Annotated in this window: 11 protein-coding genes; 10 read left to right on the forward strand and 1 reads right to left on the reverse strand. The window is 54.4% G+C overall.

Annotated features, from left to right (window positions below; translation table 11 throughout):
• Window positions 1-52: 52 nt before the first annotated feature.
• Window positions 53-904 carry a 3-mercaptopyruvate sulfurtransferase gene (sseA, locus tag SK33_RS06475; RefSeq protein WP_003037701.1) on the reverse strand — a complete coding sequence of 284 codons (852 nt, stop codon included), beginning with the start codon at window positions 902-904 and terminating at the stop codon, window positions 53-55.
• 206 nt (window positions 905-1,110) lie between these two features.
• Here sseA and SK33_RS06480 point away from each other — a divergent pair, with 206 nt between their 5' ends.
• The 10 genes from SK33_RS06480 (at window position 1,111) to der (ending at window position 17,615) form a co-directional block, all read left to right on the forward strand.
• A complete protein-coding gene (locus tag SK33_RS06480) occupies window positions 1,111-6,045 on the forward strand; it encodes an alpha-2-macroglobulin family protein (protein WP_048218395.1) in 4,935 nt (1,644 codons plus the stop codon).
• Window positions 6,046-8,358 (forward strand): peptidoglycan glycosyltransferase PbpC, encoded by a 2,313-nt coding sequence (gene pbpC / locus SK33_RS06485; RefSeq protein WP_003037707.1) that lies wholly within the window; start codon window positions 6,046-6,048, stop codon window positions 8,356-8,358.
• Window positions 8,359-8,506: 148 nt separating this feature from the next.
• Window positions 8,507-8,938, forward strand: coding sequence for a nucleoside-diphosphate kinase (gene ndk / locus SK33_RS06490; protein WP_003037710.1), 432 nt, complete (start codon window positions 8,507-8,509; stop codon window positions 8,936-8,938).
• Between the two features lie 290 nt (window positions 8,939-9,228).
• Complete coding sequence (locus SK33_RS06495; protein WP_003037713.1) at window positions 9,229-10,395, forward strand: bifunctional tRNA (adenosine(37)-C2)-methyltransferase TrmG/ribosomal RNA large subunit methyltransferase RlmN; 1,167 nt, start codon at window positions 9,229-9,231, stop codon at window positions 10,393-10,395.
• Window positions 10,396-10,679: 284 nt separating this feature from the next.
• A complete protein-coding gene (gene rodZ / locus SK33_RS06500) occupies window positions 10,680-11,672 on the forward strand; it encodes a cytoskeleton protein RodZ (protein ID WP_048218393.1) in 993 nt (330 codons plus the stop codon).
• Window positions 11,673-11,698: 26 nt separating this feature from the next.
• Window positions 11,699-12,817: a flavodoxin-dependent (E)-4-hydroxy-3-methylbut-2-enyl-diphosphate synthase gene (gene ispG / locus SK33_RS06505; protein WP_003037720.1), complete on the forward strand. Its 1,119-nt coding sequence runs from the start codon at window positions 11,699-11,701 to the stop codon at window positions 12,815-12,817.
• 110 nt (window positions 12,818-12,927) lie between these two features.
• A complete protein-coding gene (gene hisS / locus SK33_RS06510) occupies window positions 12,928-14,202 on the forward strand; it encodes a histidine--tRNA ligase (RefSeq protein WP_003835173.1) in 1,275 nt (424 codons plus the stop codon).
• Between the two features lie 13 nt (window positions 14,203-14,215).
• Complete coding sequence (locus SK33_RS06515; protein WP_003037727.1) at window positions 14,216-14,836, forward strand: YfgM family protein; 621 nt, start codon at window positions 14,216-14,218, stop codon at window positions 14,834-14,836.
• Between the two features lie 10 nt (window positions 14,837-14,846).
• Window positions 14,847-16,025 carry an outer membrane protein assembly factor BamB gene (bamB, locus tag SK33_RS06520; protein ID WP_048218392.1) on the forward strand — a complete coding sequence of 393 codons (1,179 nt, stop codon included), beginning with the start codon at window positions 14,847-14,849 and terminating at the stop codon, window positions 16,023-16,025.
• Window positions 16,026-16,142: 117 nt separating this feature from the next.
• Window positions 16,143-17,615 carry a ribosome biogenesis GTPase Der gene (der, locus tag SK33_RS06525; protein ID WP_003037733.1) on the forward strand — a complete coding sequence of 491 codons (1,473 nt, stop codon included), beginning with the start codon at window positions 16,143-16,145 and terminating at the stop codon, window positions 17,613-17,615.
• Window positions 17,616-17,695: the final 80 nt, after the last annotated feature.

Raw genomic sequence — 17,695 nt, forward strand, 5'->3', positions numbered from 1 at the left:
CCGCTCATTTGAGCGGTTTTTTTGTGGACGAAAAAGATGAATAAATCAGATTTTATTTAGCCTCAGATGGTTCTACCGGTAAATCGTTGCGAGCACCCCACTCGCTCCATGCGCCGTCATACAATGCGACGTTAGAAACGCCCAGCGTGGCAAGTGCCAGCACCACCACGGCAGCCGTTACGCCGGAGCCGCAGCTGGCGATAATCGGGCGGTCAAAGCTCACGCCGTGGCTGAAGAAAATAGCATCCAGTTCGTCGGTAGTTTTCAGCTCGCCGTCACGAACCAATTCTGTCCACGGTACATTAAGCGCACCGGGCACATGACCACGCTTCAGGCCCGGGCGAGGTTCGTCAACTTCTGCGTTAAAACGCGCAGCCGGTCGCGCATCGACAATCTGTGCGGTTTTTTCATGACTGGCCAGCAGTACATCGGTAACACGCACAACAGCGCCAGGCGTAAAGGCCACGTTAAATTCACCTTCAGGTAAATCCTCATCGCCTTCCTTGAGCATTAGATCATCGCGCTTCCAGCCTGCCAGACCGCCCGCCAGAATGGAGACATTTTCGACGCCAAATGTCCGCAGCATCCACCATGCGCGTGGCGCGGAAAACAGATTACCGTCATCGTAGATAACCAGATGCTTATCTTGATCAACGCCCAGTTCGCGCATCGCAACGGCAAAAGCTTCCGGGCGCGGCATCATATGCGGTAGCGGTGAGGTATGATCGGAAAGCGCTTCAATATCAAAAAAGACTGCGCCAGGAATATGGCCCGCACGATACTCCTCGCCAACGTCGCGATCTTCCTGTCCTGGAGGTGCCATTCGGGCATCAAGAATTTGTATTTCCGGGTCGTCAATGTGTTCGGCAAGCCAGTCGGCAGCGACAAAGAAGGCGGTGGTCATAGGCATCTCCATTTTTACCAGGTTTTGGCAAATTGTCGGATGTTTACCGTAAAGCGACAAGTAAAACAGGCTGATTTGTCAGGTGAATCCACATTAATCACTAAAATTAAGACAACGTTGTTCAGTTACTGACTTCCACCGCCGGAAATCTGACGCATAATAGTTGTTCTACGTAGCTAACGGGCCACTACGGCCAGGGATGAAAAATGAAACATTTACGCGTAGCGGCCTGCATGCTGATGCTGGCACTGGTCGGGTGCGATAATAATAACGAAAAATCACCGACGGCTGCGAAGCCTGATGCGCCTGCGCCACAGACAGCGCCAGCAAAAGATAAGGCTCAATTACAAAAACTGATGCAGCAAAGCCAGGGCAAGTCGCTGACGCTGCTGGATGCCTCAGAGGCCCAGCTCGACGGTGCGGCAACGCTCGTGTTGACCTTCTCCATTCCCCTCGATCCGGAACAAGATTTTTCCCGCGTCGTGCACGTTGTTGATAAAAAAAGCGGCAAAGTGGATGGTGCCTGGGAGCTGGCGCCAAATCTAAAAGAGCTACGCTTACGCCATCTGGAACCTAACCGGGAACTGGTCGTTACCATTGAGCGTGATTTGCTGGCGCTGAATAAAGCGACGTTCGCTATTGATTATGAAAAAAACATTACCACTCGCGACGTCCAGCCAAGCGTAGGGTTTGCCAGTCGCGGCTCGCTGCTGCCGGGAAAAGTGATTGAAGGGCTGCCGGTGATGGCCCTTAACGTTAATAGCGTAGATGTGAACTTCTTTCGCGTGAAGCCTGAGTCACTCGGTGCGTTCGTCAGCCAGTGGGAATACCGCAATTCGTTGACTAACTGGGAATCTGACAATCTGCTGAAAATGGCGGAACTGGTGTATACCGGACGCTTTGACCTCAATCCTGCGCGCAACACCCGTGAGAAGCTGCTGTTGCCGCTGAGCGATATCAAGCCGTTGCAGCAAGCTGGTGTTTACATCGCGGTGATGAATCAGGCTGGACAATACAACTACAGTAATGCCGCTACGCTGTTCACGCTCAGCGATATTGGTGTGTCTGTACACCGTTACCATAATCAACTGGATGTCTTTACGCAGAGTCTGGAAAACGGCGCCGCGCAGCAGGGGATTGAGGTCACGTTACTCAATGAAAAAGGACAGACGTTGGCGCAGGCTACCAGCGACGCTCAGGGTCATGTCAAACTGGAGACTGATAAAGACGCGGCTTTATTGCTGGCACGCAAAGACGGGCAAACCACGCTGCTGGATCTGAAGCTCCCGGCGTTGGATCTGGCTGAATTTGATATTGCCGGTGCGCCGGGATACAGCAAGCAGTTCTTTATGTTCGGCCCACGCGATCTCTATCGTCCTGGCGAAACGGTGATCCTCAACGGATTACTGCGTGACAGCGATGGCAAAACGTTGCCCGACCAGCCGGTGAAGCTGGAGGTCGTGAAGCCCGACGGACAGGTTTTACGCTCGGTAGTTAGCCAGCCGGATAACGGTCTGTACCGCTTTAGCTGGCCGCTGGACACCAACGCGCCAACGGGTATGTGGCATATTCGTGCTAATACGGGCGACAACCAGTCACGGATGTGGGATTTCCACGTCGAAGATTTTATGCCTGAGCGGATGGCGCTCAATCTCTCCGCCAATAAGATCCCGGTGGCACCAACTGATGAAGTGAAGTTCTCGGTGGTGGGCTACTACCTGTACGGCGCGCCCGCTAGCGGTAATGCTCTGCAAGGGCAGCTTTATCTGCGTCCATTACGAGATGCCGTTCAGGCATTGCCGGGCTTCCAGTTTGGGAATATCGCCGAAGAAAACCTGTCCCGCAGCCTCGATGAAGTTCAGCTTACGCTGGATGACCACGGACGCGGCGAAGTGACCACCAACAGCCAATGGCAGGAGACGCATTCTCCGTTACAGGTGATCCTGCAAGCCAGCCTGCTGGAATCAGGTGGCCGCCCGGTGACGCGTCGGGTTGAGCAAGCCATCTGGCCTGCGGATACGCTGCCGGGTATTCGTCCGCAGTTTGCGGCAAAAGCTGTCTATGACTACCGCACCGATACCACCGTGAATCAGCCTATCGTTGATGAAAACAGCAACGCCGCTTTCGACATTGTGTATGCCGATGCGCAAGGAGAGAAAAAAGCGGTGTCGGGTTTGCAGGTGCGTTTGATCCGCGAGCGACGAGATTATTACTGGAACTGGTCTGAAGGCGAGGGCTGGCAATCACAGTTCGATCAAAAGGATCTGGTTGAAGGTGAGCAGACTCTGGATCTTAAGGCCGATGAAACCGGTAAAGTCAGCTTCCCGGTTGAGTGGGGCGCCTATCGTCTGGAAGTGAAAGCTCCGAATGATGCGGTGAGCAGCGTACGCTTCTGGGCCGGTTATAGCTGGCAGGATAACAGCGACGGCAGTGGGGCTGTGCGTCCCGATCGCGTGACGCTGAAACTGGACAAACCCAGCTATCGTCCCGGTGATACCATGAAGCTGCACGTTGCCGCTCCCGCTGCTGGCAAAGGTTATGCGATGGTGGAATCCAGCGAAGGCCCGCTGTGGTGGCAAGAAATAGACGTACCGGCGGATGGTCTTGATATCTCCATCCCAATCGATAAAACCTGGAATCGCCACGATTTGTATCTTAGTGCGCTGGTGGTTCGTCCTGGCGACAAGTCCCGTTCGGCAACGCCAAAACGGGCGGTCGGTTTACTGCATTTGCCGTTAGGTGACGAAAACCGTCGTCTGGCGCTGGCGCTGGAAAACCCGGCGAAAATACGTCCAAACCAGCCGTTGACCGTCAAGATTAAAGCCAGCGTCAAAAATGGCGACGTACCAAAACAGGTTAACGTGCTGGTCTCTGCCGTTGATAGCGGGGTGCTGAACATTACCGATTACGCCACGCCGGATCCGTGGCAGGCGTTTTTCGGGCAAAAACGCTATGGCGCAGATATTTATGATATTTACGGCCAGGTGATCGAAGGGCAAGGACGCCTGGCGGCGCTGCGCTTTGGTGGTGATGGCGATGAATTAAAACGCGGCGGTAAGCCACCGGTTAATCACGTCAATATCGTGGCGCAACAGGCGCTGCCGGTCACGCTTAACGAGCAGGGCGAAGGTACGGTGACGTTACCTATTGGTGATTTCAACGGCGAGCTGCGGGTAATGGCGCAGGCCTGGACGACGGATGACTTTGGCAGCAGCGAAAGCAAGGTGATTGTTGCCGCGCCAGTAATTGCTGAACTGAATATGCCGCGTTTTCTGGCGGGAGGCGATACCTCGCGCCTGACGCTGGACGTGACTAACCTGACTGACAAACCGCAAACGCTGAATATTAAGCTCGCGGCCAATGGTTTACTGGAGCTGATGGGGCAAGATCCCGCGCCGGTAAATCTGGCGCCAGGCGTAAGGACTATGCTGTTTATTCCGGTGCGCGCGCGGGAAGGGTTTGGCGATGGCGAAATTCAGGCAGAAATTAGCGGTCTGACTTTACCGGGTGAAACGCTGCCTGTTCAGCATAAACAGTGGAAGATTGGCGTGCGTCCGGCGTTCCCGGCGCAAACCGTTAATAACGGTGTCGCACTTCAGCCGGGCGCGACCTGGCAGCTTTCGGGCGAAGAACTGACCAATTTCTCCCCTGTGACGATGCAGGGGCAACTGCTGTTCAGCGGTAAGCCGCCGCTAAATCTGGCGCGCTATATCCGCGAACTGAAAGCGTACCCTTACGGTTGTCTGGAGCAAACGGCGAGCGGGTTGTTCCCATCCTTATACACCAACGCTGCGCAATTGAAGGCGTTAGGTATTGTGGGCGACAGCGATGAAAAACGTCGCGCGGCAGTTGATATTGGGATTTCCCGTTTAGTGCAGATGCAGCGTGATAACGGCGGTTTTGCGCTGTGGGATAAAAACGGGTCGGAAGAGTACTGGCTGACCGCGTATGTCATGGATTTCCTCGTCCGGGCAAATGAACAGGGCTACAGTGTCCCGGTAGAGGTAATTAACCGGGGCAACGAGCGGCTACTGCGCTATTTGCAGGATCCGGGCATGATGTCGATTCGCTATACCGACGACTCTTCAGCAAGCCGGTTTGCCGTACAAGCCTACGCCGCGTTGGTTCTGGCGCATCAGCAAAAAGCTCCGCTCGGCGCATTGCGTGAGATCTGGGAGCGTCGTGCGCAAGCAGCCTCTGGTTTACCGCTGTTACAACTGGGGATCGCGCTGAAAAATATGGGCGATGCCAATCGCAGTGAACAGGCGTTGACGCTGGCCCTGAATACACCGCGCCGCGATACGCAACAGTGGATGGCGGATTACGGCAGTGCCTTACGGGATAACGCGTTGATGCTGGCCTTGCTCGAAGAGAACAAGATCAAACCTGACGTGCAGAATACGCTGCTGAACACGTTGTCAGAACAGGCCTTTGGACAGCGCTGGCTCTCGACTCAGGAAAATAATGCGTTGTTCCTTGCCGCGCGTACGTTACAGGATTTGCCTGGTACGTGGCAGGCGCAAACGTCACTCTCGGAACAACCATTAGCAGGGGATAAATCGCTAACCCGCAATCTGGATGCCGATGCGCTGTCTACGCTGAGCGTCACCAATACCGGTAATCTACCGCTGTGGTTGCGTCTGGATGTGAGTGGTTATCCACAAACCGCACCGACGCCTGCCAGCAACGTTCTGCATATTGAGCGGCAAATCCTGGGAACTGACGGAAATAGCAAATCGCTGGATTCGCTGCGTAGCGGCGAACTGGTGCTGGTCTGGCTGGAGGTAAAAGCCAGCCAGAACGTGCCGGATGCGCTGGTGGTCGATTTACTGCCAGCAGGACTGGAACTGGAAAACCAGAATCTGGCCAACGGCAGCGCCAGCCTGCAGGATAGCGGCAGCGAAGTGGCGAATCTGCTCAATCAGATGCAGCAGGCAGATATCCAGCACGTTGAGTTCCGTGACGATCGCTTTGTCGCCGCGGTGGCGGTCAACGAAGGACAGCCAGTTACGCTGGTGTATCTGGCGCGGGCTGTAACGCCGGGGACCTACCGGGTTCCTGTCCCGCAGGTGGAATCAATGTATATTCCGCAGTGGCGCGCGACCGGTGCGACAGAGGGACTTTTGATTGTCAGACCGTAAATGATACGCGGGTTGGGTAAACGCGGCTGCTGGCTCTGGCTGGCAGCCGTTGCACTATTGTTTGTGGCGGCGGTTTGGGCGGCAGATAAAATCTGGCCGCTGCCGCTGCACGAAGTCGATCCGGCGCGGGTCGTGGTGGCTCATGATGGTACGCCGCTGTGGCGCTTCGCCGATGCGGATGGTATCTGGCGGTATCCGGTAACGATTGATGAGGTGTCGCCCCGCTACCTTGAGGCGTTAATTAACTACGAAGACCGTTGGTTCTGGAAGCATCCCGGCGTCAATCCGTTTTCAGTACTGCGCGCGGCATGGCAAGACCTCTCCTCTGGGCGTGTGGTTTCTGGCGGTAGTACGCTCACCATGCAGGTCGCACGATTACTCGATCCCCATCCGCGAACCTTTGGCGGCAAGTTTCGCCAACTCTGGCGCGCATTGCAGCTGGAATGGCATCTCTCCAAACGCGACATACTGACACTGTATCTCAACCGCGCGCCGTTTGGCGGTACGCTGCAGGGCGTGGGGGCGGCAAGCTGGGCTTATCTTGGTAAATCACCCGCGCAATTGAGTTACTCCGATGCCGCGCTGCTGGCTGTTTTGCCACAGGCACCGAGCCGTCTGCGTCCGGATCGCTGGCCGGACCGTGCTGAAGCGGCGCGTAATAAAGTGCTCGAACGTATGGCGACCCAGGGCATTTGGCCTGCCAGACAGGTACAGGAGTCGCGTGAAGAACCGGTCTGGCTGGCGCCCCGGCAAATGCCGCAGTTAGCACCGTTATTCTCGCGCATGATGCTGGGAAAAAGCCGAAGCGATAAAATCGTGACTACCCTTGATGCCGGATTGCAGCGTCAACTGGAAGAGCTGGCGCAAAACTGGAAGGGGCGCTTACCTGCGCGCAGTTCGCTGGCGATGATCGTGGTCGATCACACCGATATGAGCGTGCGTGGCTGGGTGGGGTCGGTAGATATGAATGACGACTCCCGTTTTGGTCATGTGGATATGGTGAATGCGATCCGTTCGCCTGGCTCGGTGCTGAAGCCGTTTGTTTATGGCCTGGCGCTGGATGACGGACTCATTCATCCCGCTTCGTTATTGCAGGATGTCCCGCGGCGAACCGGGGACTATCGACCGGGGAATTTTGACAGCGGTTTTCATGGCCCGGTGAGCATGAGCGAAGCGCTGGTGCGCTCGCTGAATTTACCCGCCGTGCAGGTACTCGAAGCCTATGGCCCGAAGCGTTTTGCCGCATCGTTACGTAACGTCGGCTTACCGCTGTATCTGCCCGCAGGAGCTGCGCCGAATCTGTCGCTGATTTTAGGTGGCGCGGGGGCAAGGCTGGAAGATATGGCCGCAGCGTACAGCGCCTTTGCCCGCCAGGGAAAAGCGGGAAAACTGCGTCTGCAGCCGGGTGACCCACTACTGGAACGTCCGTTGATGTCGGCGGGCGCGGCGTGGATTATTCGCCGCATTATGGCTGACGAAGCGCAACCGCTGCCGGATAACGCGCTGAGCAGAGTGGTTCCTCTGGCGTGGAAAACGGGCACCAGCTATGGCTATCGCGATGCCTGGGCGATTGGCGTTAATGCGCGTTATGTGATCGGTATCTGGACCGGCAGGCCCGACGGTACGCCGGTGGTGGGTCAGTTTGGTTTCGCCAGTGCCGTGCCGTTGCTCAATCAGGTCAACAATCTTTTGCTCTCTCGCGGGACAAATCAGCCGGAAGATCCACGCCCTGAATCCGTGAGTCGCGGTGTGGTGTGCTGGCCGGGCGGGCAATCTCTAGCCCCCGGTGACAGCAACTGCCGTCGCCGTCTGGCAACCTGGTTACTGGATGGCAGTCAGCCGCCAACGTTATTATTGCCCGAGCAGGAAGGGGTTAATGGCATTCGTTTTCCTGTCTGGCTGGATGATGAAGGCAAACGTGTGGCGGCGGATTGCCCGCAGGCGCACGAGCAAACGTTAATCGTTTGGCCGTTGCCGCTGGAGCCATGGCTACCGGAATCAGAACGTCGTGGGGCGAGATTACCGCCAGTTTCTGCCACATGTCCGCCGCTGGGACAAGACGCTTCGCAGCCGTTGCAGTTGACAGGCATTCGTGATGGCGCGATTGTGAAGCGTTTACCCGGTTCTGCTCAAGCCTCATTGCCAGTGCAAACCAGCGGTGGGAGCGGTGAACGCTGGTGGTTTCTTAACGGTGAAAGGCTGGATGAACGCGGACGTCGTCTTACGCTACTGCTGGCGACTAAAGGGGATTATCAACTGCTGGTGATGGATGATGCAGGCCAGGTAGCGACGGTGAGATTTTCGATGCAGTAGACCAGTTGGTGACTGTTTGTTGCTAAAATTCATCTTATTTTAAAGAAATGTTACCTTCATCAATAGTCAATTGCCGGGATGCTCTTTATAATCCGCGCCAGGTCGTACATCTATATAGACAACAACAGAACACATTACAGAGGTTATCATGGCTATTGAACGTACTTTTTCCATCATCAAACCAAACGCGGTGGCAAAAAACGTTATTGGGAGCATCTTTGCGCGCTTTGAAGCAGCAGGGTTCAAAATCGTCGGGACTAAAATGCTGCACCTGACCGTTGAGCAGGCGCGTGGTTTCTATGCTGAGCACGATGGCAAACCGTTCTTTGACGGTCTGGTTGAATTCATGACCTCCGGTCCGATCGTTGTTTCTGTTCTGGAAAGCGAAAATGCCGTACAGCGTCATCGCGATCTGCTGGGCGCAACCAACCCGGCGAATGCGCTGGCCGGTACTCTGCGTGCAGACTATGCTGACAGCTTCACCGAGAACGGTACTCACGGTTCCGACTCCGTTGAGTCAGCGGCGCGCGAAATCGCCTATTTCTTTGGTGAAGGTGAGGTTTGCCCGCGCACTCGCTAATCTCCCGCGTCTTTCACGTCGCAGATGCGTTGGCTGCATTCGTTTACCCCGGTCACATAGTTTTCTATGCTCCCGGGGATGCTTGAACTTGCCGCCTTCCTGCGACGCGAAATCCTTTGGAGATGAATTAGCGATTTACATATTATTTTCGCTAATGCTTCGTGCAAACGTGGCATCCCTGCGCCAGACTTTGTACAATGCAACGCCCCGGAAGAGCAGATCGCTTGCCGGGGCGTTTCTTTTTAACCCTCCACGGGCCACAACGTGTAACAACGAGGCCGGAAAAAATTATGTCTGAATTAGTTAACACCTCTGAAGTCGTCATTCCTGCGGTTCCAAATAAAAATGGAAAAATTAACCTGCTGGATCTGAACCGTCAGCAAATGCGCGAATTCTTCAAAGAGATGGGCGAAAAACCGTTTCGTGCCGATCAGGTCATGAAGTGGATGTACCACTATTGCAGCGACAACTTTGATGACATGACTGACATCAATAAGGTGCTGCGTAACAAGCTGAAAGAAGTGGCTGAAATTCGCGCCCCGGAAGTGGTGGAAGAGCAGCGTTCTTCTGACGGTACGATCAAATGGGCTATCGCGGTTGGCGATCAGCGCGTTGAAACGGTGTATATCCCGGAAGACGATCGTGCGACCCTGTGTGTTTCTTCACAGGTCGGTTGCGCATTAGAGTGTAAATTCTGCTCTACGGCGCAACAGGGCTTTAACCGTAACCTGCGGGTATCGGAGATCATTGGTCAGGTCTGGCGCGCGGCGAAAATCGTCGGCGCGGTCAAAGCAACGGGCGTGCGTCCTATCACCAACGTGGTGATGATGGGGATGGGTGAGCCGCTGCTCAACCTGACCAACGTAGTGCCGGCGATGGAAATCATGCTGGATGACTTCGGTTTTGGGTTGTCCAAGCGTCGCGTCACGCTCTCCACCTCGGGCGTTGTCCCTGCGCTGGATAAGCTGGGTGATATGATTGACGTCGCGCTGGCGATTTCTCTGCATGCGCCGAACGATGAAATTCGTGACGAAATTGTACCGATCAACAAAAAGTACAATATCGAAACATTCCTTGGCGCGGTTCGTCGTTATCTGGAGAAATCCAACGCTAACCAGGGCCGTGTGACCATTGAGTATGTGATGTTAGATCACATCAATGATGGCACTGAACACGCGCATCAGCTGGCAGAACTGCTGAAAGATACGCCGTGTAAGATCAACCTGATCCCGTGGAACCCGTTCCCGGGCGCGCCGTATGGCCGTAGTTCTAACAGCCGTATCGATCGTTTCTCCAAAGTGTTGATGAGCTATGGTTTCACCACCATTGTGCGTAAAACACGTGGCGATGACATCGATGCAGCCTGTGGTCAGTTGGCGGGCGACGTTATCGACCGTACCAAGCGTACTTTGCGTAAGCGTATGCAGGGCGACGCTATCGACATTAAGACCGTTTGATGTTGGCGCACTACGGTATAATTCCTGTACCGTAGTGCAACGTAAGCCATATGAGGTTTTTTGTTGTCGTCGTCAGGTCAATAATAACGGTGCGTTTTTGTCGACTTTAAGGCAGTATGTAACGGCGTAACAAGTGTTTAGCCCTCAGGTTTACGCCGTTTTGTCATTGATAGTCTGACCGTTTTATACTGTCTGACGAAGGTTAACTGACCAGATGTTTCGCGGTGTGGGTGAGCATTGTGGCTCGCCGGCATCAGAACCCAAATATTACGCAGCTGTAGCGAATGAATACTGAAGCCACGCACGACAAAAATGAAACACTATCCACCGGCATTCGTCTGCGCAATGCCCGTGAACAACTCGGATTCAGCCAGCAGGCAGTCGCGGAGCGACTTTGCCTGAAGGTCTCCACGGTACGCGATATTGAAGAAGATAAGGCGCCAGTCGATCTCGCTTCAACATTCCTGCGCGGGTATATCCGTTCTTATGCGCGTCTGGTGCATATTCCTGAAGAAGAACTGTTGCCAGGGCTGGAAAAACAGGCTCCGATTCGTCCTGCCAAAGTCGCACCGATGCAGAGCTTCTCGCTCGGTAAGCGTCGTAAGAAACGCGACGGCTGGTTAATGACCTTTACCTGGCTGGTACTGTTTGTCGTTGTCGGACTGACTGGTGCCTGGTGGTGGCAGAACCATAAAGCGCAGCAGGAAGAGATCACCACCATGGCCGATCAATCCTCCGCTGAGTTGAATGCCGGTAAAGAGGGGGCGCAGAATGTACCGTTAGATACCAGCGCTGCAGCAAGCCCGGATACCACGTCGGCTGCTGAAAATGGCGCGGTAACGGATTCAGCGCCAGTGCAACAAGATACCGCAGCGGCTCAGGCCCCGGCTGCTGATGCGCAACAAAACGCCGTCGTTGCCCCTTCTCAGGCTAACGTCGATACTGCAACCGCAGCGCCAGCTACCGCGGCACCGTTGCCGACCGATCAGGCAGGTGTGACTACACCTGCAGCCGATCCTAACGCGCTGGTGATGAACTTTACCGCCGATTGCTGGCTGGAAGTCACCGATGCGACCGGTAAAAAACTGTTCAGCGGGATGCAGCGTAAAGATGGCAATCTGAATTTGACCGGTCAGGCACCGTACAAACTGAAGATTGGTGCTCCGGCGGCAGTGCAGATTCAGTTCCAGGGTAAACCTGTCGATCTGAGTCGTTTTATCAGAACTAACCAGGTTGCGCGTCTGACCGTTAATGCCGAACAATCACCGGCTCAGTAACAGACGGCAATGCGGGAGATTTTTTAATGCATAACCAGGCTCCAATTCAACGTAGAAAATCGACACGCATTTACGTTGGGAACGTGCCGATCGGCGATGGTGCGCCCATCGCCGTACAGTCTATGACTAATACGCGTACCACGGACGTGGAAGCGACGGTTAATCAGATTAAAGCGCTGGAACGCGTAGGCGCAGACATTGTTCGTGTCTCTGTACCGACAATGGATGCCGCAGAAGCCTTCAAGCTTATCAAACAGCAGGTTAACGTCCCGCTGGTTGCCGATATACACTTCGACTATCGTATCGCACTGAAGGTGGCGGAATACGGCGTTGATTGCCTGCGTATTAACCCAGGTAATATCGGCAGTGAAGAGCGTATTCGCATGGTGGTGGATTGCGCTCGTGATAAAAATATTCCTATCCGTATCGGCGTCAACGCCGGATCGCTGGAAAAAGATCTGCAGGAAAAATACGGTGAACCGACGCCTCAGGCGCTGCTGGAATCCGCTATGCGCCACGTGGATCACCTCGATCGTCTGAACTTCGATCAATTCAAAGTTAGTGTTAAAGCGTCTGACGTTTTCCTCGCCGTAGAATCCTATCGCCTGCTGGCGAAACAGATCGATCAACCGCTGCATCTGGGGATCACCGAAGCTGGTGGCCTGCGTAGTGGTTCGGTGAAGTCCGCGATCGGCCTTGGCCTGCTGTTATCTGAAGGGATCGGCGATACGCTGCGTGTTTCTCTGGCGGCCGATCCGGTGGAAGAGATCAAAGTTGGTTTCGATATCCTGAAATCGTTGCGCATTCGCGCGCGCGGGATCAACTTCATCGCTTGCCCAACCTGTTCGCGTCAGGAGTTTGACGTTATCGGTACGGTTAACGCGCTGGAGCAACGCCTGGAGGATATCATTACGCCAATGGACGTTTCGATCATCGGCTGCGTAGTAAACGGCCCTGGTGAAGCGCTGGTTTCTACGCTGGGCGTGACGGGCGGTAACAAGAAAAGCGGCCTGTATGAAGACGGCGTGCGTAAGGACAGACTCGATAACGACGACATGATTACGCAGCTTGAAGCCCGCATTCGTGCCAAAGCAAGTATTCTGGACGAAGCGCGTCGTATCGACGTGCAGCAGCTTGAAAAATAACAACGTGATGGGAAGCGGCATGCTTCCCGTGTATGATTGAACCCGCATGGCGCCCGCATTGTTCGGGTTAGCGCTGAGGGTTCATTTTTATATTCATAAAGAGAATAAACGTGGCAAAAAACATTCAAGCCATTCGCGGCATGAACGATTATCTGCCTGGCGAAACCGCCATCTGGCAGCGCATTGAAGGCACTCTTAAAAACGTGCTCGGCAGCTACGGTTACAGTGAAATCCGCTTGCCGATTGTAGAGCAGACCCCGTTATTCAAACGCGCGATCGGTGAAGTCACCGACGTGGTTGAAAAAGAGATGTATACCTTTGAGGACCGTAATGGCGACAGCCTGACGTTGCGTCCTGAAGGGACTGCGGGCTGCGTACGCGCCGGCATCGAACATGGTCTCCTGTACAATCAGGAACAGCGTCTGTGGTATATCGGGCCGATGTTCCGCCACGAACGTCCGCAGAAAGGACGCTATCGTCAATTCCATCAGCTGGGTGTCGAAGTGTTTGGCCTGCAAGGCCCGGACATCGATGCGGAACTGATTATGCTGACCGCTCGCTGGTGGCGCGCGCTGGGTATTTCTCAGCATGTCAGCCTGGAGCTGAACTCAATCGGTTCGCTTGAAGCCCGCGCTAACTACCGTGATGCGCTGGTTGCCTACCTGGAACTGCACAAAGAGAAACTGGACGAAGACTGCAAGCGCCGTATGTACACCAACCCGCTGCGCGTTCTCGACTCCAAAAACCCGGAAGTACAGGCGCTGCTCAACGACGCGCCTGCACTGGGCGACTATCTGGATGACGACTCGCGCGAGCACTTCGCGGGTTTGTGCAAACTGCTGGAGTCCGCAGGCATTGCCTACACCGTCAATCAGCGTCTGGTTCGTGGTCTTGATTACTACAACCGCACCGTATTTGAGTGGGTCACCAGCAGCCTGGGCTCTCAGGGTACCGTGTGTGCCGGTGGTCGTTACGACGGTCTGGTAGAGCAACTTGGCGGTCGTGCAACGCCTGCCGTGGGCTTTGCTATGGGTCTGGAACGACTTGTTTTGTTAGTTCAGGCAGTTAATCCGGAATTTAACGCAGATCCTGTTGTCGATATATACCTGGTCGCTTCAGGGGCGGACACGCAGTCGGCAGCAATGACGCTTGCAGAACGTCTGCGCGATGAAGTTCCTGGTGTGAAACTGATGACAAACCACGGTGGCGGCAACTTTAAGAAACAGTTTGCCCGTGCCGATAAGTGGGGCGCCCGCGTTGCACTGGTACTGGGCGAGTCCGAAGTGGCTGACGGTACTGTTGTAGTGAAGGATTTGCGCTCTGGTGAGCAAACGGCAGTAGCGCAGGATAGCGTTGCCGCGCATTTGCGCACTTTACTGGGCTAAGGAGAAGGACAGCGTGGAAATTTACGAGAACGAACACGACCAGGTTGATGCGGTAAAACGCTTCTTTGCTGAAAACGGCAAGGCGCTGGCTGTTGGGATCATTTTAGGGGTTGGCGCGCTGGTTGGTTGGCGTTACTGGACCAGCCATCAGACGGAGTCCGCACGCTCTGCTTCTCTGGCGTATCAAAATACGGTGACTGCGGTTAGCGCGGGTAAACCGGACAGCATTCCTGCCGCTGAGAAATTTGCTGCAGAGAATAAAAATACCTATGGCGCGCTGGCTTCACTGGAACTGGCGCAGCAGTTTGTTGACCAAAATGAACTTGAGAAAGCCGCAAGCCAGCTGCAACAAGGCTTGGCTGCGACCAGCGATGAAAATCTCAAAGCAGTGATAAACCTGCGTCTGGCTCGTGTTCAGGTTCAGCTTAAACAGGCTGATACCGCGCTGAAAACACTCGAAACCATTAAAGGTGAAGGGTGGGCGGCCATTGTTGCCGATCTGCGTGGTGAAGCGTTGCTGAGTAAAGGCGACAAACAAGGTGCGCGTAGCGCATGGGAAGCGGGTGTGAAAAGCGATGCCTCTCCTGCTCTGAGCGAAATGATGCAGATGAAAATCAATAATTTGTCCATCTGAGAGGGACCCGATGCAATTGCGTAAATTACTTCTGCCAGGGCTGCTTTCCGTTACCCTATTGAGCGGCTGTTCACTGTTTAGTGGCGAAGAAGATGTCGTTAAGATGTCCCCATTACCGGTGGTTGAAAACCAGTTTACTCCGTCTACGGAATGGAGCACCTCTGTAGGAAACGGTATTGGTGATTTCTATTCCAATCTTCATCCTGCGTTGGCGGATAATGTTGTCTATGCTGCCTCTCGCGCTGGTGTAGTTAAAGCGTTGAACACAGGCGACGGCAAAGAAGTCTGGTCTGTGAATCTGGGTGAGAAAGATGGCTGGTTCTCCCGTGCATCTGCACAGCTTTCTGGCGGTGTAACCGTGTCCGGCGGTCATGTTTATATCGGCAGTGAAAAAGCACAGGTTTATGCGCTGAACACCAGTGACGGTACTACCGCATGGCAGACGAAAGTCGCTGGTGAAGCGCTGTCTCGTCCTGTTGTGAGCGATGGCGTGGTATTGATCCACACCAGCAACGGTCAGTTGCAGGCCTTAAATGAAGCCGACGGCGCCATCAAATGGACCGTTAACCTCGACATGCCTTCTCTGTCTCTGCGTGGCGAATCCGCTCCGGCAACCGCCTTTGGCGCAGCTATTGTTGGCGGTGATAACGGTCGCGTAAGCGCCGTGCTTATGCAGCAGGGCCAGATGATTTGGCAGCAGCGTATCTCTCAGGCGACAGGCCCAACGGAAATCGATCGTCTGAGCGACGTTGATACCACGCCGGTTATCGTCAATGGCGTTGTTTACGCGCTGGCTTATAATGGTAACCTGACGGCGTTGGATCTGCGCAGCGGTCAGATCATGTGGAAACGCGAACTGGGCTCGGTGAATGATTTCATCGTCGACGGTAACCGTATCTACCTGGTTGATCAGAACGACCGCGTGCTGGCACTGACCACCGATGGCGGCGTGACGCTGTGGACGCAAAGCGATCTGCTGCACCGTCTGCTGACGTCCCCGGTATTGTATAACGGCAATCTGGTCGTCGGTGATAGCGAAGGCTACCTGCACTGGATTAACGTTGACGATGGCCGTTTTGTTGCCCAGCAGAAAGTTGACAGCTCAGGTTTCCTGACCGAGCCGGTCTCTGCTGATGGTAAACTGCTGATCCAGGCGAAAGACGGTACGCTGTACTCTATTACGCGTTAATCGTCGCGGCCGCTCGCTTTGAAAAACGGCTCCTGGTGCAGGGGCCGTTTTACTGTTTTTAACAACGGAGCAAAAATGTGCCCGTTGTCTGATGATTTTTTAAATGAGGCTTTAAACATGGTACCTGTGGTCGCGCTTGTCGGGCGCCCTAACGTTGGCAAATCCACGTTATTTAACCGTCTAACTCGCACCCGAGATGCGCTGGTTGCGGATTTCCCGGGTCTGACTCGTGACCGTAAGTACGGTCGTGCGGAAATTGAAGGCCGCGAGTTTATCTGTATTGATACCGGCGGTATTGATGGCACCGAAGACGGTGTTGAAACTCGTATGGCGGAACAGTCGCTGTTGGCTATCGAAGAAGCGGACGTTGTGCTGTTCATGGTGGACGCGCGTGCTGGCCTGATGCCAGCGGATGCAGCTATTGCGAAACATCTGCGCTCGCGCCAGAAACCGACGTTCCTGGTAGCCAACAAAACTGACGGACTCGATCCTGACCAGGCGGTTGTTGATTTCTACTCTCTGGGTCTGGGTGAAATTTATCCGATTGCGGCGTCCCATGGTCGTGGCGTTCTCAGCCTGCTGGAGCATGTACTGCTGCCGTGGATGGATGACGTTGCTCCGCAGGAAGAAGTGGACGAAGACGCGGAATACTGGGCGCAGCTGGAAGCCAAAGAAAATGGCGAAGAAGAGCCTGAAGATGATTTCAATCCGCAGGATTTGCCGATCAAACTGGCGATCGTGGGTCGCCCGAACGTAGGTAAGTCCACACTTACTAACCGTATTCTTGGCGAAGATCGTGTGGTGGTTTACGACATGCCGGGGACCACGCGTGACAGTATTTATATTCCGATGCAGCGCGATGAGCGCGAATATGTGCTTATCGATACCGCGGGCGTGCGTAAGCGCGGCAAAATTACCGAAGCGGTAGAAAAATTCTCAGTTATCAAAACGCTGCAGGCGATTGAAGATGCCAACGTGGTGATGTTGGTGATTGACGCACGCGAAGGGATTTCCGATCAGGACCTGTCGCTGCTGGGCTTTATCCTCAACAGTGGGCGCTCACTTGTTATCGTTGTGAACAAGTGGGATGGTCTGACGCAGGAAGTAAAAGAGCAGGTCAAAGAGACGCTGGACTTCCGTCTGGGCTTTATTGATTTTGCACGCGTACACTTTATCTCTGCGCTGCACGGCAGCGGTGTGGGTAATCTGTTTGAATCGGTCCGTGAAGCTTATGACAGCTCCACCCGTCGCGTGAGCACCGCGATGCTGACGCGCATCATGACCATGGCAGTAGAAGATCATCAGCCGCCACTGGTGCGTGGTCGTCGTGTGAAGCTGAAATACGCCCACGCGGGCGGTTATAACCCGCCAATCGTGGTGATTCACGGTAACCAGGTCAAAGACCTGCCGGATTCCTACAAGCGTTATCTGATGAACTATTTCCGCAAATCTCTGGACGTAATGGGGACGCCGATCCGTATTCAGTTCAAAGAAGGGGAAAACCCGTTTGCAAACAAACGCAATACGCTGACTCCGACTCAGATGCGTAAACGTAAGCGTTTGATTAAACACATTAAAAAAAGCAAGTAATCGTTGCTGATACAGATGAAAACCCGCGCTTGTCGCGGGTTTTTTTTCGTTATTCCAACGTCAACCTCAGCCCGCGCAAT

It is taken from the genome of Citrobacter sp. MGH103, from assembly GCF_001034475.2.
GTDB classification, from domain to species: domain Bacteria; phylum Pseudomonadota; class Gammaproteobacteria; order Enterobacterales; family Enterobacteriaceae; genus Citrobacter; species Citrobacter freundii.